Source organism: Pseudoalteromonas sp. NH0006-46, assembly GCF_057547735.1.
Genome location: NZ_BAAJML010000003.1, coordinates 305,255 through 330,164 on the forward strand (window position 1 = coordinate 305,255; position 24,910 = coordinate 330,164).

General features: G+C 38.8%; 22 protein-coding genes. 15 read left to right on the forward strand and 7 right to left on the reverse strand.

The genetic code is table 11. From position 1 onward, the window contains the following. Positions 1-117: 117 nt before the first annotated feature. Positions 118-1,011, reverse strand: coding sequence for a cation diffusion facilitator family transporter (locus tag AC27I2_RS09120; RefSeq protein ID WP_058404605.1), 894 nt, complete (start codon positions 1,009-1,011; stop codon positions 118-120). A 217-nt stretch (positions 1,012-1,228) separates the two neighbouring features. Between AC27I2_RS09120 and AC27I2_RS09125 the strand changes: the two genes are divergently transcribed. From AC27I2_RS09125 to AC27I2_RS09135, 3 genes are all read left to right on the forward strand, one after another. Then, positions 1,229-2,671 carry a sensor domain-containing diguanylate cyclase gene (locus AC27I2_RS09125; protein ID WP_487204061.1) on the forward strand — a complete coding sequence of 481 codons (1,443 nt, stop codon included), beginning with the start codon at positions 1,229-1,231 and terminating at the stop codon, positions 2,669-2,671. A gap of 118 nt (positions 2,672-2,789) precedes the next feature. Next, a complete protein-coding gene (locus AC27I2_RS09130) occupies positions 2,790-3,743 on the forward strand; it encodes an SPFH domain-containing protein (RefSeq protein ID WP_058404603.1) in 954 nt (317 codons plus the stop codon). Between the two features lie 17 nt (positions 3,744-3,760). Further along, on the forward strand, positions 3,761-4,216 hold the full coding sequence (locus AC27I2_RS09135; RefSeq protein ID WP_058404602.1) for an NfeD family protein: 456 nt from the start codon (positions 3,761-3,763) through the stop codon (positions 4,214-4,216). A gap of 15 nt (positions 4,217-4,231) precedes the next feature. On the opposite strand, the gene AC27I2_RS09140 is transcribed toward AC27I2_RS09135, so the two are convergent. Then, complete coding sequence (locus AC27I2_RS09140; protein ID WP_219422101.1) at positions 4,232-5,104, reverse strand: SMP-30/gluconolactonase/LRE family protein; 873 nt, start codon at positions 5,102-5,104, stop codon at positions 4,232-4,234. 473 nt (positions 5,105-5,577) lie between these two features. On the opposite strand from AC27I2_RS09140, the gene AC27I2_RS09145 reads away from it, so the two are divergent. The 4 genes from AC27I2_RS09145 to AC27I2_RS09160 all read left to right on the forward strand — a co-directional run bounded on the left by AC27I2_RS09145 (position 5,578) and on the right by AC27I2_RS09160 (position 9,177). After that, the gene (locus AC27I2_RS09145; protein WP_487204062.1) at positions 5,578-6,417 is read left to right on the forward strand and encodes a patatin-like phospholipase family protein; all 840 of its coding nucleotides are present in this window, start codon (positions 5,578-5,580) and stop codon (positions 6,415-6,417) included. Positions 6,418-6,498: 81 nt separating this feature from the next. Next, positions 6,499-6,720, forward strand: a complete 222-nt coding sequence (locus tag AC27I2_RS09150) for a hypothetical protein (protein ID WP_058553029.1) — start codon at positions 6,499-6,501, stop codon at positions 6,718-6,720. 157 nt (positions 6,721-6,877) lie between these two features. Further along, positions 6,878-8,914 carry a hybrid sensor histidine kinase/response regulator gene (locus AC27I2_RS09155; RefSeq protein WP_487204063.1) on the forward strand — a complete coding sequence of 679 codons (2,037 nt, stop codon included), beginning with the start codon at positions 6,878-6,880 and terminating at the stop codon, positions 8,912-8,914. Between the two features lie 29 nt (positions 8,915-8,943). Further along, complete coding sequence (locus AC27I2_RS09160; protein ID WP_487204064.1) at positions 8,944-9,177, forward strand: hypothetical protein; 234 nt, start codon at positions 8,944-8,946, stop codon at positions 9,175-9,177. Between the two features lie 117 nt (positions 9,178-9,294). Here the strand turns inward: AC27I2_RS09160 and ahpF are convergent, their stop codons facing one another. Next, the gene (gene ahpF / locus AC27I2_RS09165; RefSeq protein ID WP_487204065.1) at positions 9,295-10,878 is read right to left on the reverse strand and encodes an alkyl hydroperoxide reductase subunit F; all 1,584 of its coding nucleotides are present in this window, start codon (positions 10,876-10,878) and stop codon (positions 9,295-9,297) included. Between the two features lie 154 nt (positions 10,879-11,032). Next, positions 11,033-11,602 carry an alkyl hydroperoxide reductase subunit C gene (gene ahpC, locus AC27I2_RS09170; protein ID WP_487204066.1) on the reverse strand — a complete coding sequence of 190 codons (570 nt, stop codon included), beginning with the start codon at positions 11,600-11,602 and terminating at the stop codon, positions 11,033-11,035. Between the two features lie 263 nt (positions 11,603-11,865). On the opposite strand from ahpC, the gene AC27I2_RS09175 reads away from it, so the two are divergent. From AC27I2_RS09175 to AC27I2_RS09185, 3 genes are all read left to right on the forward strand, one after another. Continuing rightward, the gene (locus tag AC27I2_RS09175) at positions 11,866-12,285 is read left to right on the forward strand and encodes a DUF3429 domain-containing protein (RefSeq protein WP_058404595.1); all 420 of its coding nucleotides are present in this window, start codon (positions 11,866-11,868) and stop codon (positions 12,283-12,285) included. Positions 12,286-12,352: 67 nt separating this feature from the next. After that, positions 12,353-12,736, forward strand: coding sequence for a hypothetical protein (locus tag AC27I2_RS09180; protein ID WP_487204067.1), 384 nt, complete (start codon positions 12,353-12,355; stop codon positions 12,734-12,736). A 6-nt stretch (positions 12,737-12,742) separates the two neighbouring features. Beyond that, on the forward strand, positions 12,743-13,555 hold the full coding sequence (locus AC27I2_RS09185) for a class I SAM-dependent methyltransferase (protein WP_138529878.1): 813 nt from the start codon (positions 12,743-12,745) through the stop codon (positions 13,553-13,555). On the opposite strand, the gene AC27I2_RS09190 is transcribed toward AC27I2_RS09185, so the two are convergent. Then, complete coding sequence (locus AC27I2_RS09190; protein WP_138529876.1) at positions 13,552-15,156, reverse strand: GMC family oxidoreductase; 1,605 nt, start codon at positions 15,154-15,156, stop codon at positions 13,552-13,554. The two genes, AC27I2_RS09185 and AC27I2_RS09190, sit on opposite strands and share 4 nt — an antisense overlap. Before the next feature lie 96 nt (positions 15,157-15,252). Here AC27I2_RS09190 and AC27I2_RS09195 point away from each other — a divergent pair, with 96 nt between their 5' ends. From AC27I2_RS09195 to AC27I2_RS09210, 4 genes are all read left to right on the forward strand, one after another. Continuing rightward, a complete protein-coding gene (locus AC27I2_RS09195; RefSeq protein ID WP_487204068.1) occupies positions 15,253-16,284 on the forward strand; it encodes an AraC family transcriptional regulator in 1,032 nt (343 codons plus the stop codon). 2 nt (positions 16,285-16,286) lie between these two features. After that, positions 16,287-17,282: a Gfo/Idh/MocA family protein gene (locus tag AC27I2_RS09200; protein ID WP_487204069.1), complete on the forward strand. Its 996-nt coding sequence runs from the start codon at positions 16,287-16,289 to the stop codon at positions 17,280-17,282. 470 nt (positions 17,283-17,752) lie between these two features. Beyond that, on the forward strand, positions 17,753-18,496 hold the full coding sequence (locus tag AC27I2_RS09205) for a FadR/GntR family transcriptional regulator (protein WP_058404589.1): 744 nt from the start codon (positions 17,753-17,755) through the stop codon (positions 18,494-18,496). A gap of 206 nt (positions 18,497-18,702) precedes the next feature. Further along, positions 18,703-19,560, forward strand: coding sequence for an EamA family transporter (locus tag AC27I2_RS09210; protein ID WP_058404588.1), 858 nt, complete (start codon positions 18,703-18,705; stop codon positions 19,558-19,560). A gap of 38 nt (positions 19,561-19,598) precedes the next feature. On the opposite strand, the gene AC27I2_RS09215 is transcribed toward AC27I2_RS09210, so the two are convergent. Then, positions 19,599-20,801 carry an MFS transporter gene (locus tag AC27I2_RS09215; RefSeq protein WP_487204070.1) on the reverse strand — a complete coding sequence of 401 codons (1,203 nt, stop codon included), beginning with the start codon at positions 20,799-20,801 and terminating at the stop codon, positions 19,599-19,601. A 55-nt stretch (positions 20,802-20,856) separates the two neighbouring features. After that, positions 20,857-21,951, reverse strand: a complete 1,095-nt coding sequence (locus AC27I2_RS09220; RefSeq protein ID WP_487204071.1) for an NADH:flavin oxidoreductase/NADH oxidase — start codon at positions 21,949-21,951, stop codon at positions 20,857-20,859. Positions 21,952-22,417: 466 nt separating this feature from the next. Between AC27I2_RS09220 and AC27I2_RS09225 the strand changes: the two genes are divergently transcribed. Beyond that, the gene (locus AC27I2_RS09225) at positions 22,418-24,832 is read left to right on the forward strand and encodes a TonB-dependent receptor (protein WP_219422109.1); all 2,415 of its coding nucleotides are present in this window, start codon (positions 22,418-22,420) and stop codon (positions 24,830-24,832) included. The last annotated feature ends 78 nt before the right edge of the window (positions 24,833-24,910 follow it).

Below are 24,910 nucleotides of genomic sequence, written 5' to 3' on the forward strand. Positions count from 1 at the left end.
TATTTGGCATCGATGCTGCGCTAAAGTTTATTTGAGAGAATTACGCACTTCATAGGCGTTACCTTACCTAAATATCATTCAAAATACTAAAGATTAAACTTTGAAAGTTAATGAACCCTAATGAATATGATGACACTCATGGCTTTCAATTTGCAGTACGCTACTGGTAACTTTAAACCTCTCAGCAAGCAGGTTTTCCACCTTTAAGCGACATGCTTCATCGTGTTTTTCAATAGTACAATGCTTTTTAAGTACCACGTGAGCACCCACTACTAAGCCATCGTAGTTACGTGTTACAGTCACATTATGTACGTTATGCACGTGTTCCATACCTGTGATTTCGCTTTCAATATCAGTTACCTTAGGAAGTTTAGCTTTATTTAAACGTAAGCCTTTAATACAACTAATAATAACTTTAATACCCGTAAACAACACAAATGACGCAATAAGCATACTCGATAAAATATCGATAATTGCAAAGCCTGTTAAATATATTAATACACCAGCAACGAATGTAGATACTGTTGAAATTAAATCAAAAAATGAGTGTAAAAACACAGCGTATACATTAATGCTTGCTTTACGTCCTTTGTACAAAACCCAAGCAGCTGCACCATGAAACAAAAAGCCTAAACCAGCTATAACTGACATTAAATAACTATTAATCTCAAGCTCATTACCCTCGTGCTGATGAATAAAGCGCTCACCACCTTCGTATAAAATGACCAAACTAATCGCAAGGTACAATATGCCATTAACAAGCCCCCCCACTAACTCAGCACGTTGATATCCATCGTTATATGTTTTTGCTAAATGAATTGCAAAACTTGAAGCGATTAATGCTATAAAAAGCGAACTATTGTGAACAAATAAGTGCCCTGCGTCCGCTAGTACAGCTAATGAATTAGCGTAGTAAGCACCAATCACTTGTATAACCATAAATGAACATGTAATGGCAAGTGCAATAAGTAAGCGTCGGCGAGAAGCTTGATGTGTTGTGATCTCTGTCATGAAATGCTTGGATTACCTATACTTAAAATGCAAGTAAGCCATTTGAGGCTCACTGGAGAAAGGAGTAATGATATACAGTATCAATTATAATACGTCGTTCATTTAAACGCACTAAAAAGTTAGTAATATCAACAAAAGTGTACTAAAACATACTATATAAAAATAATAACAAACGAACGCAACCAAGCTTCGAACTAACAAGAGGTAGTCATAAGCCTTGAATTCAATAAAAGACATATGGAGAACATTAAAGTGCCTCCCTTTTGCTGTTTTAGTACATGACTCAAAAACACGCAATTACAAAGCGAATAATCAAGCCTTAAAACTGTTTAATTTAGAACAGGGTGATGACCTGTGCGCAAACCATTTTGGCCACATTAAGCTTATAAGCCCATTAAGTAAAAAACCTTTATTACTGCAAAACCTGTTTGATGTTTACCTAATACCAAATGTGTTAAATAACGTTGTACTTGAAATTAATGAAACAGCCTTTTTATTAAATATTAAATTTGCTTATATTACCGAGACCGTTTCAATGATTACCTTTGAAATAGAAAAACACAAAATCGATGAACAATATGATTTTGATGTTGTTATATCGAATATATCTGCAGATCTCATTGATATTCAAAACGATGATATAGATAGCCATATAGATTACGCACTTAAAGCAATTGGTACTGTATGCCAAGCAGACCGTAGTTACCTTTTTAAATTTAACGACGAGAACACTCAAATGAGTAATACGCATGAGTGGGTGAATAAAGGTATAGTACCTTTTAAGGACTCGTTGCAAAATGTACCTAAAAGCGAACTACCTTACTTTTTTAAATTAATGAACGACACATACTTATTTAAAGTTAATGATGTTTCGGATCTACCTGCCTCTGCGGGGGGGGAAAAAAAAGAATTTGAACTACAAAAAATTAAATCTGTATTGTGTATTGGCCTAAGCTACGAAAAAGAGCTGGTTGGTTTTATTGGTTGCGACTGCGTAGCTGAAAAACGTGAGTGGACGAACCTTGATTTAATTCGAATTAAACTCGTTGGTGAAATACTTACTAATGCGTTCAAAAATATAAACTACAAACAAAAGCTAGAACTAGCGCAGCAGCAACTCATAACCGCCAATCAAAAATTAAGCGAATTAGTAAACACTGATGGTTTAACAACAATTGCCAATCGTCGGTGTTTTGACAAAACCTTTGAGGATGAAATACAACGCTGCGTTCGTTATCAGCAACCCATTAGTTTAATTATTTGCGATATCGACTTTTTTAAAAAGTACAATGATAGCTATGGTCATCTAAAAGGAGATGAGGCTTTAAAATACGTTGCAGAAACACTTCAAAATTTATGTAAACGCCCCGGCGACCTGGCAGCTCGATATGGCGGTGAAGAATTTGCAATTATTTTACCCTGCACAGACTCAGAGAATGCAAATTGTTTCTCTACCTTAATTCAAAATGACATAGCGCGACTAAACATTGAACATAATCAATCAGATGTAAGCAAACAGCTTACTTTAAGTATTGGTTTTTATAGTGTTATCCCTAATACTAAAACAATAGCTAAAGATATAATTTCAAAAGCCGATGCTGCTCTTTATCATGCCAAAGAATCAGGCCGAAATAAAATCTCAGAGTATTCTCCTAAATAATATATGTTGCTTACAATGTTGTTTTTGTAGGTAATTGCCCTGATGAGTGTTAATCTTAAACCGTTTAAAATTAAAACAATACACCATTTTATGACTAACTATTAAAAGGAATATTTAAATGGATCCAGTATCTCAAATACTCGATATCGTGTTTACCGTCGAGGCATTTTTACTCATATTTGTTATTGTGCTTCTAAAAAGCAGTGTTAAATTTGTCCCTCAAAATAGAGCTTGGCTAATTGAACGTTTTGGTAAATACCAATCAACCAAAGAAGCCGGACTAAACTTTATTATTCCGTTTATTGACAGAATTTCTGCTGATCGCAGTTTAAAAGAGCAAGCGCAAGATGTTCCATCTCAATCGGCTATAACCAAAGATAATATTTCATTAATTGTAGACGGCGTACTTTACTTTAGAGTACTCGATCCATATAAAGCAACCTATGGTGTTGACGATTACACATTTGCGGTTGTGCAACTGTCACAAACAACAATGCGTTCTGAGCTCGGTAAAATGGAGCTAGATAAAACGTTTGAAGAACGTGATTTACTTAATACCAATATTGTAGCTGCAATCAATCAAGCATCTGAGCCTTGGGGTATTCAAGTATTGCGTTACGAAATTAAAGATATTGTGCCACCAAACTCTATTATGGAAGCTATGGAAGCACAAATGAAAGCTGAGCGAGTAAAACGTGCCCAAATTTTAGAGTCTGAAGGCGACCGCCAAGCAAACATAAATGTGGCCGAAGGTAAAAAGCAAGCACAAGTTCTTGCAGCAGAAGCCGATAAAGCTGAACAAATTTTACGTGCAGAAGGTGAAGCAACTGCAATTACAACCGTTGCAGAAGCACAAGCAAATGCCTTACTAAAAGTTGGTGAAGCTGCAGATACCGAACAAGGTCAAAAAGCAATTCAACTTGATTTAGCAACTAAAGCCATATCAGCTAAAGAAGCAATAGCACGCGAATCATCGGTTGTTTTACTACCTGATAACGCAACAGATGCAAGTTCAATGGTTGCTCAAGGTATGGCAATTATTAATAGCTTAAATAAACAAAACAAAAGCTAAGAATTAGAGAGGCTAGTATGGACTTTATTTTGCAAAACCTACCGCAAGCACTCATGGTACTGGGTATACTTGCTTTGATAGTAGAGGTAGCAGTGCTTGGTCTCTCTACTATTATTCTATTGTTTTTTGGCTTATCGCTGCTGATAACGGGTTTTTCAATGAGCATTGGTATTTTACCTGACTCATTAACAACAGCACTTTGGAGTAATACTGTGGTAACGGCTATTTTAGCCATTGGTTTGTGGAAACCACTAAAAAAAATGCAAAATCGTGTAGATACCAAACCCGTAACAAACGACTTTGCAGAGCTTACGTTTACTCTTGATGACGACGTTACCGATCAAGGGTTAACTACGTATAATTATTCAGGTATTAGCTGGAAATTAAAAAGTGAGCAGCTAATTAGTGCAGGCACTCGCGTATACGTTATAAAAAAAGATGTTGGCGTTATGTGGGTCAAACCCGTAGCCTAGTAATCTTTAAGCTAATTATAAAATAACGGGTGGCTCTAGCTGCCCGTTTTTTATTCCGGTTATTTGCAATGTCGTCCCTTGTACATTTTGTAAATCATTATTAGATTCGCACAGTGCTGAAGTTACAAATAGCAGCTCACCTTGTTTTCCACCAAATGCTGTACATGTAGGATTAAGGATGTTTACTTTTATTGTGTGGAGTAATTCGGCATCAGGCGATAAGCACATAACGCACCCCATTCCCCATACCGCTAGCCACAAGTTACCTTTACTGTCGATTACGCATCCATCTGGGTCTATGTCTGTATTACTAAATTGATAAAATACCTTTTCAGTACCAACAACTTCGCCTGTAATATCATCAAGGTCAAGCTGGTAGATACAGCTTGTAAAAGAGTCACAATAGTAACCACGTGAGCGGTTTTTATCAAAGCACAAACCATTAGGAATAGTTAAATCAGTAATAATGCACTCAAGCTTTTTATTGTAATAGCGGTATACTTTCCCCTGCCCTTTTTCGGCACTCTTATCCATGGTACTTAACCAAAAGCCACCCCACGGATCGGCTCGCCCATCGTTTGAGCGTCTATTAAGCTCATTACTTTCAAGTTCTATAATTAATTCAGTGAATTTACTGTTTATGTTATAGCGATAAATACCTAACTCAGTTCCTAAAATCAAATGTTCTGCATCATGCCAAGCTATAGCGGTCACTATAAAAGGCATTTCAACCGAGTATATTTTTTCTGGTTCATCGAATGAGCAACAAAATAACAGTTTTTTATTGATATCAACCCAAAAAAGCATATCAAGTATTGGATGCCAAAGAGGGCTTTCTCCAAGCTGGTTTTGTACTTTACTAAATAGGATTGTCTTAAAATCAGCCATACTAAAGCCTGTGACCTTTCAGAATTAAAATTTTGTATAAATGGGCATTTTTAAGGCAACAAACTAAATTGCCTAAATAGCTACTTTTTGGTAATCCCTATAGATAACATCGATTTAGTAAAAAATATATAGCACCTCCTCAAACTGCTGCTTTTGATCACAGCAACATCGTTTTAAGTAGCCGCATAGAAAGAACTCCTATACCAATTCACACTAAGACTCAATTAAACGAATTAGTATTAAATATTCTTTCCTATTAACACAGACTTGCACAACAAAGGTTATCACTGGTTAGATGTACAAATATTCATAAATATCACTAAACTAGTGTGTAAATGAATTAATATATGAACTATTAACCTGTGTAAGACACTCAACCATTAGTAAAATAACGTATTGATTATATGAATTTTTTACTCGCTCTACTCAAACTTAATTGCTAGCATAAAAACAGATTAAAAGGAGTTATAATTATGGCCAAAAATATAAAACATGCGCTTGTAGTCGAAGGCGGCGCAATGCGCGGTATATTTGCGGCGGGCGTGCTTGATGAATTTTTAACGCAAAGTTATCAACCCTTTGATTGTTATTTTGGTGTGTCAGCAGGGGCAACAAATGTCGCCGCGTTTTTATGTAATCAACCTATGCGAAACCACAAAGTAATAACCGATTACTCTTGCAGGCCTGAGTTTATTAATCTAGCAAGATTTGTTAAAGGCGGGCATTTGTTTGACCTCGATTGGCTATGGGAGCAAACAATTCGTGATATTCCCTTGCAAACAGAAGTCTTTGAACAAAACCCACAATCATTTTACATTGTTACCACGGCAGTCTATTCAGGCAAAGCCCTCTACTTAAAAGCAACAAGCAATAGCATGGTTGAGCAGCTAAAAGCATCCTGTGCTATTCCCATTGCATATCGTGATTACCCAATACTCAATAAAATACAAATGACCGATGGGGGTGTTTCAGACTCTATACCTGTGATTAAAGCATACGAAATGGGAGCACGCGAAATAACCGTTATACTGTCTCGCTCGCTTGGTTATCGTAAAAAATTAACAAAAGCACCTTGGCTAACAAAAAAAATATATAAAGGCTACCCTGCATTAATTAATGCAACTTTAAACAGAGCCGAAGTTTATAATAAAAGTATCGACTTCATATTAAGCCCGCCCAGTGATTGCAAAATTAATATTATTGCACCACCAAAACAATTTAAGGTAGGCAGAACAACTAAATCGTTTGATGTTTTAAATAATGGCTATAACATAGGTTTAGAAGAAGCCCGTACTTATTTATTGTCATGTTAAGCTATAGAAATAATTAAAGAAAAAACATTAGCTGCCGATAGTAACCTTGATTTGTTAATTGTATTTGGTTAGGAGAAATTGATGAGTGAAAAAATGAACGAAGATGCCCTTCATGCTCTTAAAATAGCATTTACGTATATGCCAAAAGCTATTGAAGTAACTAAATACGAATACGGTGAACGTTATCAAACAGTACTGAGTCATATTGAAGCGGTAAGAGAAACACTGCTTATAAACGATGTTGACCCAGAAGAAGTTGATGGCGATATTAACCCTGAATATACACCTAACTCAACTTATTAAATAACTAATATTTTTTTAATTATGGTTTATATAAAAAGCGTCTTAATATTATTTAGTTTGTGAGCAATAAATCATCACTGTTTCAATTTTGTTCTATCTGTATTAGCTGCTAGTTAAAATTGAGTTTGAAAAATTATTTCTAAAGGATCTTTTTCTATTGAATTTTCTTAGGCAATTTCACGACATAGTCTCTGACCAAAATTTGGCTTTTGATGATAAAACGCAAAAATTATTAAATTTTGGGCTTAAAGTCTTTGGCCTCGATTTAGCTATTATCAGTGAAGTACAAGAACGTATTTACACTGTTCTATATGCAGTGACTCCTGACAACGGGCTTGCCATCGGCACACAATTTAATTTAAATGATACCTACTGCGTTCATACGCTCAATGCAGGCTCCGCACTTGCGTTTCATAATGTATCGCAAAGCGAAATAGCCGATCACCCATGCTTTACTAATTTTCAGCTAGAGTCTTACATTGGTGCTCCAATTAAAGTTGGAAACGAGGTTTTTGGCACAGTTAACTTTTCCTCAGCCAATCAATCTCCGGTATTTACCGATCAGGCCTATGACTATATAGAGTTATTTGCGCAGTGGTTAGGCGCTGAGTTTGCCAGAAACCAAACTAAAGACCGCCTAACAAAAAACAGTAATAGCCTATTAAAACTAGAAAGCGTCGCAAATATTGGCACATGGGAAGTTGATATTGCTCACAATAAAATTTATTGGAGCAAACAAACCAAGCTTATTCACGAAGTTGATGAAAACTATCAACCAATGATGGAAACAGCAATCAACTTCTACAAAGAAGGATCTAGCCGCGAAAATATTACTAAAGCAGTAGAATTAGCCGTTGGAAAAGGCGAAAAATGGAATTTAGAACTAGAAATTGTTACCGCAAATAATAACAACATCTGGGTTTCTACATTCGGTGAAGCTGAATTTGAAGGCGACACCTGCGTAAGGCTATTTGGTACATTTCAAGATATTACTGAGTCGATGAGATTACGCGAAGAGCTTAAAAGTAAAAAAGCAGAGGCTGAACGCTTACTTTTTGACAGAAGCATGCTTTTTGCAAAAATAAGCCATGAACTCAGAACACCGCTTAATGGTATCACAGGCATGCTCACCAACTTGATAGATGAGCATGACCCAGAAAAAAGAACAGAAAAAATCAAAGTTGCGCTACGCAGCTCAGATATATTATTGAATATTATTAATGAGGTTCTTGATTTTTCAAAAATTAATCATGGTGAGCTTAAATTAGAACCGAATAATGTTTTATTAAAAACTGTTTTTACTGACCTTGTTTCACTTTATACCCCTTTATTTACTGAAAAGCGTGTTGCACTTGAAGTAAAAAATGAAATTAATGACGATTGCTGGGCCTTTTTCGACAACACACGCCTAAGTCAAATCACCTCTAATTTACTCAGCAACGCATTAAAGTTTACAGAACAAGGTATTGTAAAGCTGGACACGTTTTTAACCAATACTGACGGTAATTTGTCACTCACTATTACCGTAACCGACTCAGGCAGAGGAATGACTCCTGAATTTCTAAAATCGCTATTTTCGCCATTTACGCAAGAAGTCGATTCTAAAAATACTAAAGGTGGCACTGGCCTAGGCCTAGCAATTGTAAAAGAGCTTGTGCAATACATGGGCGGTCAAATTGAAGTCAGTAGCGAAATTAATAAAGGCTCTACATTTTCAGTTTATATTCCAATAACCCGAGGCGAGGAGCAAATACTTGAAGACAAACCCCTCGCTAATATTAATATTGATACAAATGAGTTATCTGTACTTGTTGTTGATGATAACGACATCAATAGATTAGTGCTTAACGCATCCTTAAATAAGCTTGATATAAACCCCGACTTTGCTGTGGACGGGCAAGACGCTGTTTTAAAATGTAAGCAAAAGCCGTATGACCTTATTTTCATGGATTGTATCATGCCTATTTTGGACGGGTTTGAGGCCACTAAGCAGTTAAGAGAGCAAAATATTTGCCCTACTGATAAGACCTATATTGTTGCTTTAACCGCTAATACATCGTCTCAAGACAAACTTGCGTGTAAACAAGCGGGTATGGATTTATTTATATCAAAGCCATTTAAAATGTATTCGTTAGAATCAGCCATAGCATCAGCAATAAAAACTGTTAAACCAAATTTAAGCTTAATTAGATAAATAATTAAAATAGATTAAAGGAGATAACAATGAAGCTAATAGCTCGAACGCTATTAATTACTATTTTTAGTATTGCTTTTTTCGCCGGTTACTCATCAGATGATTGGCAATCAGTCATGGTTGTGTTGATTATCAGCGGCTTTTTACTATTGCTCAGTTTCATAACTTCAAAGTCAAATAGCGGCACAACAGGCTACAGTGGCGGCGCAAGTTACTCTGATAATAGTTGCAGCGGCTCAGATTCTAGTTGTGGCGGCGATTAGCCTATTTTTTAAAAAGGTTATTTGCATCATAAAAAAGCCGCCTTTGGAGAGGGCGGCTTGGGTTAACAAACAGCTTTGGGTGTACCTTGCTGTTATATCAAGAGAGGGTTTTACAGTTTAAGCAGCTGTTTTGTCTTGCTCGCTTTCTTCGCTGTTGCGAATTAAGTAATCAAAAGCACCTAAACTTGCTGTTGCGCCGCTGCCCATCGCAATAATAATTTGTTTAAATGGGGTATTTGTTGCATCACCTGCGCCATAAACACCTGGTAATGACGTAGCACCTTTTGCATCAATTAATATTTCACCAAATTTACTTAGCTCTAAGTCACTAATTTTTAACCACTCAGTGTTAGGGATTAAGCCTATTTGAACAAAAATACCCGCTAAAGTAAGTGCCTTACTATCACCTGTTACTCTGTCTGTGTATGTAAGTCCTGTCACCTTTTTACCATCGCCAAGTACTTCTGTAGTTTGGGCATTTTTAATAATAGTAATATTATTTAAGCTGTTTGCTTTGCGAATAAGTACTTCATCGGCACGTAATGTATCTGCAAACTCAAGTACTGTTACATGCTCAACAATGTTTGCTAAATCGATTGCGGCTTCAATACCAGAGTTACCACCACCAATTACAGCTACGGGCTTGCCTTTAAATAAAGGACCGTCACAATGCGGGCAGTATGCTACACCGTGACCGCGGTACTCTTGCTCACCGGGTACGTTCATTTCGCGCCAGCGTGCACCGGTTGCTAAAACAAGTGATTTAGCTTTTAAAGTAGCCCCGTTTTCAAGCGTAATTTCGTATTTGTTATTAACGCGTTCAAGCCCTGCAGCACGTTGGTTATGCATTACATCAACATCGTACTCTTTCACATGCTCTTCAAGCTGTGCAACAAGCTTAGGGCCTTCAGTGGCTTTAATCGAGATAAAGTTTTCAATAGCTAATGTGTCAGCAACTTGCCCGCCAAATCGCTCTGCAACAATACCGGTATTTAACCCTTTACGTGCAGAATAAATAGCAGCTGAGGCACCCGCAGGTCCGCCACCTACTACTAATACGTCAAATTCATCTTTTTCACTAAGTGCCGCAGCTTGGCGTGCTGCACCTTTACTATCTACTTTGTTTAATATGTCAGTTAGGCTTAATGCACCTTGGCTAAATGGTTCGCCATTTAAATAAACAGCCGGTACGGCTAAAATGTTGCGCTCTTCTACTTCCTCTTGAAATAGTGCGCCGTCAATCATTGTTGCTTTGATTTTGCTATTAGTCGCCGCCATTGTATTTAGCGCCTGCACTACTTGTGGGCATGTTTGGCAACTCAAGCTAATGTAAATCTCAAAATTAAGTTCTTGATCAAGTGATTGTATTTGTTCAATGTCTTCGCTTTTTGCTTTGCTTGCATGTCCGCCAGTATGTAAAAGCGCCAACACTAAACTTGTAAATTCGTGTCCCATCGGTACGCCTGCAAACGTAATGTGGGTATTTTTAATTGGTGAATGTACAACCATAGACGGGCGTCGTGCGCTGGTATCAGGGTTGGTAACTACTGTAAACTTATCGCTTAATGATGCTAAGTCGTTTGCTAAGCTTTCAACTTCTGCTGATTTTTTGCTGTCATCCAAGGCAATAAGCAGCTCAACAGGTTGAGTAAGCGATTCAAAATGGCTTTTTAATTGATTTTTAATGTTGTTATCTAACATGGCTTAACCCTTTTTAGGAAAATTTAAACAGCAAGCCTCCCATGCCAATAAACGCATGTGCTTAATTATCAAATTGAGATAGGAGGCACCAATAAACGAATATTTATTGGTTTAAGGGCAGTTGCCTGCCTTTATAGTAGGGATAAATCTATACTTAGATTTTACCAACTAGGTCTAGTGAAGGAGCAAGTGTGTCTTCACCTGGCTGCCAAGATGCAGGACAAACTTCACCGTCGTGAGTTGCAATGTATTGTGCAGCTTGTACTTTACGTACTAACTCTTTAGCGCTACGACCAATACCTAAATCGTGAGTTTCGATTACTTTGACTTCGCCCTCAGGGTTCATTACAAAAGTACCACGAAGTGCTAGACCTTCTTCTTCAATCATTACACCGAAGCTACGAGTAATACGGCCAGTTGGGTCGCCAATCATTGGGTAAGTAATTTTACCGATTGTGTCTGACGTATCGTGCCATGCTTTATGAGTGAAATGAGTATCAGTTGATATTGAGTAAACTTCTACGCCCATTTCTTGAAGCTGTGCGTAGTAATCTGCAAGGTCGCCTAGCTCTGTAGGACATACAAATGTAAAATCTGCTGGGTAAAAGAAGAAGATTGACCACTTACCAAGTACATCTTTTTCAGATACTTCTACAAAATCACCATTGTGGTATGCAGTTGCGTTGAAAGGTTGAATTTTTGTGTTGATTAATGAAGTGCTCATAGTATTCCTCATTTTTATTTAATGTATTAATTTAAGTTACCAAGCAAGGCTAGATTTGTTGGCTAACCTTGCTGGCTTGATTAATACAATAAGCCTATTGATAAACTAAATAAAATTGATTGTTTAGATTAAAACAATCGATTTTTAAGATGAAACTAAATTATAGATAGATTCGTATTTAATTTATTGCAACATATCGGTTTGCACACGCAAGGCTGATACAATTGCCTCGCTTACTATTAAAATATTCAGGGCACACTGTTATGAACAAGTTTATCAATCACATTCAATTAGGCTACCTTGGCCTAATTCCGTTTTTAGCCTGTTTAGCTTGGCCGCTAATGCTCGGTAGTAACAGTGTAAACTTAGAGTTTTTTACCTTTTATAGCATTGCTATACTTGCCTTTATGGCTGGTAACCTTTGGCATGCTGGGATGCAAAGCTATGCAGATGCAATAAAAGCGGTACTACCTGTTATTCCAGTACCATTTTTAGCATTTTTACCTATTGAATGGGTTTTAGGATGGTTATCGCTGAGTTTTTGGCTGGTTTTACTTTTTGAAAAATCTACACCACAATGGCAAACCTACCATAAAGACTATCAAAAAATGCGCTTTGTGCTCACGTCGGTCGTGTTTGTGTGCCACATATTTATTATTGGTATGAGTATTTACCCAAAATAGCAGCTATTACCTTAAATATTGCGCGGTAATAATGTACCATCCGCGCACAGCTATTTGAGGACTCACCATGATTGACCAATTACGCCAGCAGCTTAACGAACTTGGCGAAAATTACGTAGAAAAAAACGCCGCTTTTAAAATAAAGGTCATTCCATTTTTTTGTGCTATTAGCATAAAAAAAGATCACAAAAATGAAAATCGCCTCAACTTTTATTCAAACCAACTTATTGAGATATTTTTAGTTGTGTTACTCATATTATTTGGCGTAACGCTATATAAAGCAGACGGCGGATTTACAGACGGCCCATTGCACTTTGCGTTTGCGATTGTGATCACCTTTAACCTACTTATTAAACAAATAGCCATCGAAGGCCTAAAAACAAGACTTGCCTTTGAACGTTTAAATGCGGCGAATAAACAATCTCAAAACGTTCATAAGCAAGACACTTAGCACAGTATGTATTTAAACTCTAATTGGCGAATACTTACCGTTGGCGATGGCGACTTATCGTTTTCTCATGCAATTTATGAGCACGTAAAACCAAACACGTTGGTAGCCTCAACTTACGATAGCGCGCAAACCTTAGAACAAAAGTACCCTGATAACGCTTTAAATAAATTGCGTGAATGCAGTGTTGAAGTTCTTAATCGTTTTGATGTGACAAACAAAGCGTGTTGGCAAGCGTTAAAAAGTAATAATCAATGCTTTGACGTTGTTATTTTTCAGTTTCCACTTATTCCTGCATTTGTAGGTAAAAAGGAATATGAAGCTAATACTCGTCAATCAAGTATGAATGTTTTAAATAGAGCCTTATTACATCAATTTATTAAATACGCCACTGAGTTTGCACTAAATCCAAATGGCCCAATGCTGTGCTTTATTACCTCTAAAGATGTAAAACCTTATCGTGAATGGAACATAGAAGGCAGTTTAAACGAACGTTTGAGCAGCGAGTACTGCGGCCAAATGCCATTTGATATATCACGTTTTTCGGGTTATAAAATTCGTAATGTTGACCGCGACAAACACGTTAAAGACACCAGCGGGATCACGTATGTATTTAGCCCAAAAAGTAGCTTTATAGAGCCACAATTAGCCAAACAATTAGTTAAGCCAAGCTACTTATCACCAAACCATTGCCCCCTTTGCCGAGTAGGGCCTTTTATAGCTGACGAAGACCAAATCAAACATTTTAAAGCTAAAAAGCACCTGCAAATGTTACGCCTAGAATCTGATTGGCAGCATTGGCTAAACACTTTTTATAGCTAACTATTGGCTGCCTTTATTAAGTCAGCCGCTTTTTCTGCAATCGCTATAACGGGTGCATTAGTGTTACCTGTGACAATTGTGGGCATTATTGACGCGTCAACAACGCGTAAATTATTAACGCCATGCACTTTCAATGTGCTATCGACAACCGACATAGCATCATTACCCATTTTACACGTCCCAACGGGATGATATTCAGTGTCAGCTGTTTCACGAATAAACTCTATTAACTGCTGATCATTATTTATATCCAGTGGATAAACCATATCTGCACGTATTTCATCAAAGGCTGGGCTATTCATTATTGCGAGTGTTTTTTTCAAACCTAACAACATTATATTTAAGTCATCCGGATGGCTCAAATAATTAGGATCAATAAGCGGTGCTGCGTGTGGGTCATTGTTTGCAAGCTTAATAGTCCCTCTACTTTTAGGTCGCATAATACTGCTATGAATACTGTACCCATGGCCATAATGTAACTTGCGGCTATGATCGTCTACCAAACCAATTACAAATTCGAGTTGAACATCGGGCGCAGGTGAATCTTTAAATAACTTAATAAACGCATGAGACTCCGCAAAGTTACTTGTTAAACACCCGTTTCGATTACTAAACCAATCTACAACCCCTTTGGCAACTTTAAGGGCACCTTTTGGGCTAATACCAAAGGTGCCCGCGCTATTATTAGCTTTAAAAAGTGGAACAACTGTAAGGTGGTCTTGTAAGTTTTGGCCGACTCCCTCTAACGCAACCTTTACATCAATGTTATGTAATTTTAAGTGGTCTGTTGGGCCAACTCCCGAAAGCATTAATATCTGAGGCGAATTAATTGCGCCCGCACTTAAAATCACCTCTTTTTTAGCTGTTAACTCTATTTGCTTTTTATTCTGCTCTATTTGCACCCCTTGCGCGGTTTTATTTTTTATCTTTATTTTATTAACATGGCAATGTGTGAGTACTGTTAAATTATGCCTATTTAAATTAGGTGTTAAATACGCTTTTGCGGCACTACAGCGTTCTCCATTATGCTGCGTAACCTGCGACAAACGTGCGCCACTTTGCTCTTCTGCGTTAATATCATTGCTTAATGATACTCCTTGTTCTACACAGGCATTTAAAAAATATTGATTAACAAAACTTGGCGCATTGAGGTCTTGCACATGAAGCGGCCCATCATCACCATGCAATGGGTGATTATTAAATGCTTTGTTGTTTTCAGCTTTTATAAAGTAAGGCAGCATATTTTTAAAACCCCAACCCGTGTTGCCCAAACTCTCCCATTGGTCGTAGTCGTATTTATTACCACGAATGTAAACCATTGCATTGATTGAACTTGAGCCACCCAGTACTTTGCCTCTTGGCACAAAACCACACCGATTATTAAGTGCTTTCTGAGGTACCGTATTGTAATGCCAACTGTTAATACCATAAGGAACGCTCGCAGCAATTCCAGCTGGCATTTGAACAAAAGCGCTTTTATCGCTCCCGCCAGATTCAATTAAACATACACTCACATTTTTATCTTCAGATAAACGCGAAGCAATAACACACCCAGCACTACCAGCCCCTATAACAATGTAATCAAATGTTGTGCTCTGCATGTGAGCTCTTATGAAAAATTAATACCTTATTAATACTGCATAGAAAAACACACCAAAACTTGATATTTTTAGACAACCAAGTTATTGGAGCATTACATGAATAATTTTATTAAGGCCACATCACTACAAGGAATGGACTCACTTGTTACGCACCTAGGCGGTGACATAACACAAATAATGACGCAGTTTGGCCTTAACATTTGCTTTAATAACTTAGAGCAACAATACTTGCCCTATAGCACTTACGCCGAACTACTTGAGCATTGTGCACATACGCTCAACTGCCCAAGCTTTGGGCTGCAACTGGCCAATAAGCAAAGCTTTGAAATACTTGGCCCTATTGCTATTGCAGCAAAAAGTAGCACTAATTTAGGTGATGCCCTTAACTGGGTTATTAAATATTTGCACCTACACACCCCAGCTTTAAGTTTAACTATTCATCCGTTAGAAGCTGATAAAACGCTCTTTTTATCGTTTCAAATAAGCTTAAACCCATTACCTAAAACAACTCAAGTGCTCGAACTAACTATCGGCCTTGCCATGGGCGTAATAAAAAAATTAAGTAATAACGCCTGTAAACCACAAACCGTATTCTTGCCCCAAAAACAGCCCACTAATACTCGCGCATATAACACTTACTTTGGTTGCAAAGTCACACAAAATAGAAATAGTGCCGGTATTGTTATTCTAAAAACCGATTTAGCGTTAACGGTTGCACAACATCAATACGATAAAGTACCTGCCGCACTGCAATTTTTAGCTCAAAGTAAACAGCATAATCAATCCCTTCCCACCCAAGTAAGCGCCTTAATTAGGCCTATGCTGCCAATATACCAATGCACCAACGAGACCATAGCTAAAGCGCTGGGTATGCACCCTAGAACATTGCACAGAGAACTGAGTAAACACAATACAAGCTTTGTAAAACTAAAAGACTCAACCCGACGTTCATTAGCTGCGCACTATTTGGCGCAAAACCATTACAGTATTTCAACCATCTCAGAGCTATTAGGCTATCAAGAACAAGCGACTCTTAGCGCCAGTGTAAAACGTTGGTTTGGGTATTCTCCGCGAGCATACAGAGCTAAAAAAATGATAAACTTAAATAAACATTATTCTAAGGAGTGAGTATGAACTTTGTAATTGTAGGTACTAATTTTATAAGCGACACATTACTTGACGCCGCAAATACCCTAGCCGATTTTAATTTATATGGCGTTTGTTCACGCGCGCTTTTAAGCGGTGAAGCTTTTTTAGCAAAACACCCAAAAAGTAGCCAAGCAAAAATATTTACCCATATTGAACAAGTTTGCCAAGACGAACAGGTTGATGCAGTTTACATAGCCGCCCCCAATAGCTTACACAAACAATATGCGGTTATGTGCTTAAACGCTGGTAAACATGTACTTGGTGAAAAGCCATCCGCAGCTAATAGCCAAGAACTAAAAAATATCATCGCCGCCGCTAAGCTAAACCAGTGCTTGTACATGGAAGCCATGATGACCACGCACTTGCCTAACTTTACATTATTAAAAAATGCACTTTCTAAAATAGGCACTCCCAGAAAATTTATAGGGCAATATAGCCAGTACTCTTCGCGCTACGATAAATATAAAAATGGCGAACGCCCAAACACCTTTTTACCTGAATTTGCTAACGGTGCCTTGGTCGATTTAGGCATATACCCGCTTTACTTATTAATAGCGCTTTGGGGCGCACCGCAAAATGTAAATGCCAGTGGCGTGTTACTCGATACTGGGGTTGACGGGGCTGGCGATGTGCTGCTTAATTATTCAGACAAGCAAGCTGTTATTAGCTACTCAAAAATTTCGCAAGGTGACAACATAACCGAAATACAGGGTGAACTGGGCAGAATTCGTATTGAAGCCGTATCGCAACTCAAAAAAGTAGAGTTTATTGCTAACTATGGCGAATCAGAAACCTTATCGGAAGAATTTGATGAGCATTTCATGAAATTTGAAGTTGCTCATTTTATGCAGTTAGTAGCAAAAAATCAGTGGGAGTCTAATGTAAACACATTCGCGCTGTCACTAGATGTTATGAATGTACTTGACGAAGCTCGCAAACAGTTAGGCGTGATTTACCCTAACGATAAAACAGATTAATTTAGACCTCGACTGGGAGAAGTTGTATATGGGCGTTAACCAACGACAGTTAACGCCCATGGGGAAATGCAAATCACTATACCAACTGCACACTTGTTACCTACGCACATTTAAGTAACGATCCCCATCCGTGGGCAATCAATTTGATATAATGACCTAAAGTATTTACCAATTCCTAACTGATAATAGATCGACTACTTAATCCTAATCAGAAAACAGCCATTACAATCTTAACAGCATAAATCTAAACTAACATAAAAAAACATAACCAATCAAGCTGGCCAATTGTGTAATTTTAAACTAAATTGGTATTACACAAATTAAACCAACCGACAATGTTGTTTTATAACCAAATGATGGTGCTAGAATTTTGACAAATTAGTGGGGTTTGGGGTAACCTTGTTGGTTAACAAATGTTATAAATTTTTAGACCTAAATGGTCAATATTCCTTAGGGTATGAAGGTACAATATGGGTAATCGTCGCTTATTTTGGCGCATTGTTGATAAAATAGAGTCTTTAATAAATCAAGGCGAATTTACTGCTGGGAGTCGTTTACCCCCTGAGCGTGAACTTGCAGAAATGTTTGACGTAAGTCGCCCAACAATTCGAGAAGCAATTATTGCATTAGAAGTACGTGGCCGGGTTGAGGTTAAAACCGGTTCAGGTGTGTATGTTGTTGAGCAAAAAAATGCCTCTATAAAATCAAAAGAGATCAGCGCATTTGAACTAACACAAGCCCGTGCACTTATTGAAGGCGAAATTGCAGCACTGGCGGCTCAAAGCATTACAGAAGAAGAACTCGAGCAGCTAAACCAAACGCTAATAGCAATGGAAAAAGGCCTCTACGTAGAACAGGCTGACCGCGAATTTCATGAGATTATCGCCAAAGCAACACGTAATAAAGCACTTGAGTTTGCTGTTTCTAACTTGTGGGATTTACGATTAAAAAACCCGCAAATTGTTGCCGATTACAGCAGCGTTTGTACTAACAATAACGAATGCGTAATGGATGAGCACACCGCGATTTATACTGCACTAAAAGCGCATGACGCCAGTGCCGCTCGTACTGCCATGCATAAACACTTTAACCGCTTAATTAATGCATTATTTGATGCAGTAGAAGCCCGCGCACTTGAAGAAATAAAGCGTAAAAATGACGAAAAACGCGGCCTGTACTCGTTAGACGGCTTAGTTAACAAAAACGCTCATTAAGTTTAAACATACTAGCAAATGCCTGTTTGCTAGTATGTTGCCTTTCATTAAATCCTACTCTAAACAGCCACACTTATTTTTTAATCGCAAACACTTACCAATCGGACTAAAAGCAGATATTATCCCGCCACAAAATACAGCTATAGCATCTCAAACAGGGTAAGTTTACTAATCCCTATTAACAGTGCTTTACATTAGGGACGACAATGCAATCAAGTACCAAAGATTTCATATTAGCAATTGTTTGCTTATTAATTGCCATGATGACCATTCAATCGGGTGCGTCGTTTGCAAAGCAACTATTCCCTATTGTTGGCCCCGAAGGGACAACCGCGCTTAGGCTTGGTTTTTCTGCACTTATATTATGTTTAGTGTTTAAACCATGGAAACATATACCCGCCAGAGGAAACCGCTTAGCTATTGTGGTTTATGGTTTAAGCTTAGGTGGAATGAACATTTTATTTTACTACGCAATTGAGCGTATCCCCTTAGGCATTGGTGTCGCACTAGAATTCACAGGCCCCCTCGCCGTTGCCTTGTTTTCTTCACGCCGTAAACGCGATTTATTTTGGGTTGCGTGTGCCATTGCCGGTATTTTACTTTTACTACCCGATATGAGCGGTAAAGACAGCCTAGATCCTGTTGGTGTTATTTTAGCCTTAGCAGCGGGTGCCTGTTGGGCAGGCTATATATTGTTTGGAAAAAAAACCGGAATGCAAAGCTCAGGTGGTGCAACGGTTGCCCTAGGTATGACAGTCGCAGCCATAGTGCTTGTGCCCTACGGAGGCATGATGCAAGCAAGCGCATTCACATGGGAAATTATTCCACTGGGAATTGGTATTGCAGTTTTATCTAGCGCGTTACCCTACACGTTAGAAATGGTTGCACTTCGTAATATGCCTTCACAAGGCTTTAGCATCATGATGAGCCTTGAACCTGCCATTGCATCACTTGCCGCCTTTGTTATTTTGGGCGAGCTACTAACAATATGGCAGTGGTTAGCAATTTTATTGGTAATTATTGCCTCAGCAGGAAGCTCCTTCTCTGGCGAGTCAAAAAAGTAGCCTAAACCGAAAAGCCATCAACTAAGATGGCTTTTTTGTTAAACTAGATGTGCTTTTTGTTTTGCCCTTTTAGCAGAAAAAATAAAACCTATTAACGCAATAAGCGGCATAGCAGCTGCAAATAAGGCAATACTTTCCCACCCACCAAATTCATATAATGGGCTAGCAATTAACGAACCAATAGCCCCGCCCAAAAATATACTGGTCATATAAATGGCGTTTAGCCGAGCGCGGCTTTGTGGTTCAAGTGAGTATATTACCCGTTGACCAAGTACCATATTAGCTTGCACTGCAAAATCAATAAATACACCCGTTAGCGCCAATATAATAATGCCGTTTGGTAAATCAAATAAGCTAGGTAAAAAGCACACCACCGCGATAACTTTAGCTAATAACGACATTTCGTAGGTATAGCCTTTGTCAGCTAAGCGCCCAACAATAGGCGCTGCAACGGCCCCCGCGGCACCAACTAAAGCAAACAATGCTATTTGCGTTTGCGAAAAACCATATTCTCGGGCTAGTACAACGGGCACTGTGGTCCAAAACACGCTAAACGACGCAAACATTAACCCTTGATAAAACGCGCGTTGACGAAGCACAGGTTGGCTCAATAACAACGACTTCAGTGACCTCAATAACGCAAAGTAGCTTGTTTTATGCGTTGGCAACCTTGTGGGTATAACAAAGTAGATAACCAAGGAGATAAACACCATACACCCAGCAGCAAAAAAGAACACGGCACGCCAGCCAAAATGATCAGCAATTAGGCTGGCCACAGGTCTTGCTAGCAATATACCTAGCAAAAGCCCCGCCATAATATTGCCCAAAACTTGCCCACGCTTTTCATCTGACGATAAATGTGCCGCTAACGGAATAAGTACCTGCACCGATACCGAGCTTGCCCCCACCAGCAAACACAAAACCAACATGGCGTTTGGTGTTTGAACAACCCCCACTCCAATTAAGCTAAAAAATGTAACAGACAGGGTAATCAACATTAACCGTTTATTTTCAACTAAGTCAGCTAGCGGCACTAAAAAAAATAATCCAATGGCATAGCCAATTTGGGTTAATGACACAATAAAACTAGCACTGTGTGCACTTAATCCAACATCGGGGGCTAACAATTCTATAATAGGCTGCGCATAGTAAATATTGGCAACAATTAACCCACAACACAGCGCAACAACGCTCACAAGAGCTCTGCTTATTTGCACAGGCTCGGCGCTTAATTTAGACATGGCATTCTCAAAATAAATGAAATAAAACCTCAAGCAACTGAGGTTGGCTATTAAGTCACTTTATGGGCGACGGCTTTCCATATGGGCTTGAGCGTAAATATTGTTTAGGCGCACTTACTGTGGCACCAAGTTCAGCGGCAGCATGCCATGGCCAGTGTGGGTTGTATAAAATACCTCTCGCTAATGCGACTGCATCGGCTTGTTGCTCTTTTAAAATATTTTCTGCCTGTTGCGCTTCGGTAATTAAACCCACCGCAATAACCGGCATACTAACCGCTTTTTTTATTGCCGTAGCAAAAGGAATTTGAAAGCCAGGCTCAACAGGAATTTGCTGTAAAGGGCTTAAACCTGCGGTGCTTACATGAATAAAATCGCACCCTGCGTCATCTAACGCTTGAGCAAGTGTAATACTTTGCTGTAGATCCCAACCACCCTCAACCCAATCAGTCGCTGAGATGCGAATACCGACTGGTTTACTAGGGTTAAACTCAGTGCGCACGGCGTTAAATACCTCCATTACAATTCGCATTCTATTGGCGAGGCTACCGCCATATTCATCGTCACGCTTATTTGTAATTGGCGACAAAAACTGGTGTAGCAAATACCCATGTGCACCATGTAATTCAATCAGATCTAGGCCTAGCTCGTCGGCGCGTTTGGCTGCACTTGCAAAATCAGCAATTAATTGGGCTATATCCGCTTTACTCATTGCAACAGGTTCAAACGAATGCTCATCGTAAGCCAATGCAGATGGCGCAATAGTTTGCCACCCATTTTTATCGCTAGGTGAAATAGCACCTACGTCGTCCCACGGTTTACCGGTTGACGCTTTGCGTCCGGCATGAGCCAGCTGTATTCCTATGGGCATATCGCTGTATTGCCTAACCGCGTTTAAACTTTTGCCAAGTGCACACTGAGTATCTGTGTTCCAAAGCCCTAAATCGCCATAACTTATTCGCCCCTCGGGGCTAACAGCGGTCGCCTCTAAAATTAGTAGCCCTGCACCACTTAAACTCATTTGCCCTAAATGAATAGTATGCCAATCTGTGGCTTCTCCATTAATTGCTGAATATTGACACATAGGCGCAATAATAATGCGATTAGGGAGGGTAAGTTCACCAATAGTTAACGGTGAAAAAAGTTGGCTCATAACAAGTCCTTGATGGATGCACAGTAAAAAATCAAATTGAATGTACGAACAAGCCCCCCTATTCGCCCATTAAACTCAATAAAAACCTTTGTTTAAAAGTAGATTATGGGGAGTAACAATAATTTTTAAATAACCAAAACACACAAAAATTAAGATTCACAACTTAAAAAACCAAAAAAAACAAAAAAATTAACATCATTAAAAACACGCAAATCTAACAAGCATGAATAGCTATTCACACACTCAATACAAGTAAAACAGTTCAAAAAACGTACCTGTAGTAGGTATGCATTATGAGGAAAGAGCTTAAATCATCACTCATTAACTAAAAAACACAACTTTAACCCTTTTTTATTCTAAAAAACTGAATTTTAATTCAATTTATTCATTCCCAGATCTAATTGTGACTGATAATATATTCCATGTACTTTACTTATGTTAAATCTTTGAACTGGGGATCATTTTTATGTTTAAACCAAGCCTGTTGACCTTGGCTATGTCGGGCGCGCTTACTAGCGCTTTTTTACTTCCAAATACAGCACTTGCTCAAGAGCAAGAAACCGCAAAAGACAAATCACTTGAAGTTATTGAAGTAACTGCAACACGACGTAGCGGCTCAGTGCAAAACGCACCGCTTAACATTACAGCGCTTGATGCCGACATAATGAAAGATCAAAACATCAGCGAGCTTGCCGACGTAGCACGTTGGGTACCTGGTTTAACAATTACCGATCAAGGTGGTCGCTCTGGATCACCTATTATTGTACGTGGTTTAAACACAAACTCATCTGGCCCATCGTCAGACGGTGGCACAGTAGCTACTTATATTAATGAAATCCCAGTTGCTATTGATATGCGCCTAGTTGATGTAGAGCGCGTAGAGGTCCTTATTGGGCCACAAGGTACACTTTATGGTGCGGGCACATTAGGAGGTGCCATTCGTTACATGCTTAAAGAGCCTGAACTTGATTTCACATCACTTGAAGTATTTGGCAATGTATCGCAAACACAAGAAAGCGACTCTATTGGCGGCGAAGGTGGATTCATCTTCAACCTACCATTAATTGAAGATAAACTTGCCGTTCGTGCGAGCTTAAACGTTTACGAAGACCCAGGGTTTATTGACTACGGCTACGTAGTACGTGAGCCAGGCGTATCGTTACCCGATCCAGATTGGACCGACAGCGCAGCAATTAACAACAACCTTAAAAATGTAGAAGACGCTAACGGTGAAACCACCACAACAGGGCGTATTTCTGTTCGCTTTAAACCAAGCGAAACACTTGAAGGCACACTTAACTACTTTTACCAAAACCAAGACAGCGAAGGTCGTTCAATTGTTCATTACAACACATTAAGTGCTGATAACGGCCTTAGCAACATCATTGGTAAATACGAATCAGCGTACCGCTACGAAGAACCGCGTGAAAAAGAAAACCAATTACTAAGTTTAGAGCTAAAAGCAGACCTAGGTTTTGCTGAATTAGTATCGGCAACTGGTATTTCAAACTTTGATGCCGACGGCCAACGTGACCAAACCGATTTACTTATTCGTCTTGATTACGGTTATGAAGAATTTCCTGCATTCTCATCGTTCACGCGTGAGCTTGAAGAGCAAGACACGTTCACACAAGAAATACGTTTAGTATCACAAAACGACAGTGACATTAACTGGATTGTAGGTGGCTTTTACAACAAAATTGAAAGCGATGCGTCTAGTCAAGAGTACACACCAGGCTTTGGTGACTTTGCAGTAGAAAATTTTGGCGCAGATCAATCTCGTCCAGACCAACTTGAATACTACTCAGTTGATCGCGTTGAAATAACAGAGTCAGCTTTATTTGGTGAAATTGGTTACCAAGTTACCGACAAACTCGATATTACTGTAGGCGCTCGTTTTTACAAGTACGATGTTGAGTCTGAGTCAGCGGTCGACTTTCCATTATTTAATACCTTATTTGGCGGCGCAGGCCCAGACGACGTAACACTTAACTTTGAACAAAATGAAGCAAGCGACAACGGCAGCCTATTTAAATTTAATGCCAAGTATCAATTCACTAACTCTGTAATGGGTTATGCAACAATAAGTGAAGGCTTCAGAATTGGTGGTTCAAATGGCTTAGCACCTTGTCCTGATCCACTACCAGCTAACCAAGCGGGTTGTGGTAACCCAAGTGAAATGCTTTACGATGCAGATACAACAACTAACTACGAGCTTGGTTTTAAAAGCACATGGTTAAGAAGCCGTTTACACTTTAACGCCGCATTATTTAATATAGATTGGGACGACGCACAAGTTGCCGGTGCAACCGAGGTAGGCCAACTACCGTACTTATCTAATGCCGGTTCAGCCAATGCAAAAGGTATAGAGATATCGTCGCGTGCAATTTTATCTGACTCATTCTCTGTGTATTCTACATATGCATACACAAAAGCAGAGTTAACATCAGACGCACCGTTCTTATTTAATTCAGATGGCACAGATGGCGCAGAAGATGGCGACCGTTTACCTGGCTCGTCTGAACACCAGTTTTCAATGGGTGTAAACTATCAAACCGACGTGTTTAACGACAAAACGCTTGATATTAACTACGGTATTACCGCTCAAAGCGATGTGATTTCTCGTGTTGGCTTACGCGACAATGGTGAAACTTTACCGGGTTATAGCTTAAGCAACATATCGGCTAAACTAACGGCCGATGAGTGGTCTGCGACCGTTTACGTAGACAACGTATTTAATAAATACGCCGTTACGTCTGTTCGCCGTTCAGACGCTGATATTACCTCAGCAAATAGAACTGACATACAACGTAACTATGGTTACTTTATCAACCGTCCATTAACGGTAGGTATTAAATTTAATTATAAGTTTGAAATATAATTAACCGCTAAGTTTAAGTACAATCAAAAGGCTCAAATTTATTTGAGCCTTTTTTCTTTATTAACGCGTAACTAAACA

What these genes read in the sequence shown, in the direction of transcription:
- AC27I2_RS09120 (WP_058404605.1), bottom strand. Translation starts at nt 1,011, where the DNA reads ATGACAGAGATCACAACACATCAAGCTTCTCGCCGACGCTTACTTATT.
- AC27I2_RS09130 (WP_058404603.1), top strand. Translation starts at nt 2,790, where the DNA reads ATGGATCCAGTATCTCAAATACTCGATATCGTGTTTACCGTCGAGGCA.
- AC27I2_RS09135 (WP_058404602.1), top strand. Translation starts at nt 3,761, where the DNA reads ATGGACTTTATTTTGCAAAACCTACCGCAAGCACTCATGGTACTGGGT.
- AC27I2_RS09140 (WP_219422101.1), bottom strand. Translation starts at nt 5,104, where the DNA reads ATGGCTGATTTTAAGACAATCCTATTTAGTAAAGTACAAAACCAGCTT.
- AC27I2_RS09145 (WP_487204062.1), top strand. Translation starts at nt 5,578, where the DNA reads ATGGCCAAAAATATAAAACATGCGCTTGTAGTCGAAGGCGGCGCAATG.
- AC27I2_RS09150 (WP_058553029.1), top strand. Translation starts at nt 6,499, where the DNA reads ATGAGTGAAAAAATGAACGAAGATGCCCTTCATGCTCTTAAAATAGCA.
- AC27I2_RS09160 (WP_487204064.1), top strand. Translation starts at nt 8,944, where the DNA reads ATGAAGCTAATAGCTCGAACGCTATTAATTACTATTTTTAGTATTGCT.
- ahpF (WP_487204065.1), bottom strand. Translation starts at nt 10,878, where the DNA reads ATGTTAGATAACAACATTAAAAATCAATTAAAAAGCCATTTTGAATCG.
- ahpC (WP_487204066.1), bottom strand. Translation starts at nt 11,602, where the DNA reads ATGAGCACTTCATTAATCAACACAAAAATTCAACCTTTCAACGCAACT.
- AC27I2_RS09175 (WP_058404595.1), top strand. Translation starts at nt 11,866, where the DNA reads ATGAACAAGTTTATCAATCACATTCAATTAGGCTACCTTGGCCTAATT.
- AC27I2_RS09180 (WP_487204067.1), top strand. Translation starts at nt 12,353, where the DNA reads ATGATTGACCAATTACGCCAGCAGCTTAACGAACTTGGCGAAAATTAC.
- AC27I2_RS09185 (WP_138529878.1), top strand. Translation starts at nt 12,743, where the DNA reads ATGTATTTAAACTCTAATTGGCGAATACTTACCGTTGGCGATGGCGAC.
- AC27I2_RS09190 (WP_138529876.1), bottom strand. Translation starts at nt 15,156, where the DNA reads ATGCAGAGCACAACATTTGATTACATTGTTATAGGGGCTGGTAGTGCT.
- AC27I2_RS09195 (WP_487204068.1), top strand. Translation starts at nt 15,253, where the DNA reads ATGAATAATTTTATTAAGGCCACATCACTACAAGGAATGGACTCACTT.
- AC27I2_RS09200 (WP_487204069.1), top strand. Translation starts at nt 16,287, where the DNA reads ATGAACTTTGTAATTGTAGGTACTAATTTTATAAGCGACACATTACTT.
- AC27I2_RS09205 (WP_058404589.1), top strand. Translation starts at nt 17,753, where the DNA reads ATGGGTAATCGTCGCTTATTTTGGCGCATTGTTGATAAAATAGAGTCT.
- AC27I2_RS09210 (WP_058404588.1), top strand. Translation starts at nt 18,703, where the DNA reads ATGCAATCAAGTACCAAAGATTTCATATTAGCAATTGTTTGCTTATTA.
- AC27I2_RS09215 (WP_487204070.1), bottom strand. Translation starts at nt 20,801, where the DNA reads ATGTCTAAATTAAGCGCCGAGCCTGTGCAAATAAGCAGAGCTCTTGTG.
- AC27I2_RS09220 (WP_487204071.1), bottom strand. Translation starts at nt 21,951, where the DNA reads ATGAGCCAACTTTTTTCACCGTTAACTATTGGTGAACTTACCCTCCCT.
- AC27I2_RS09225 (WP_219422109.1), top strand. Translation starts at nt 22,418, where the DNA reads ATGTTTAAACCAAGCCTGTTGACCTTGGCTATGTCGGGCGCGCTTACT.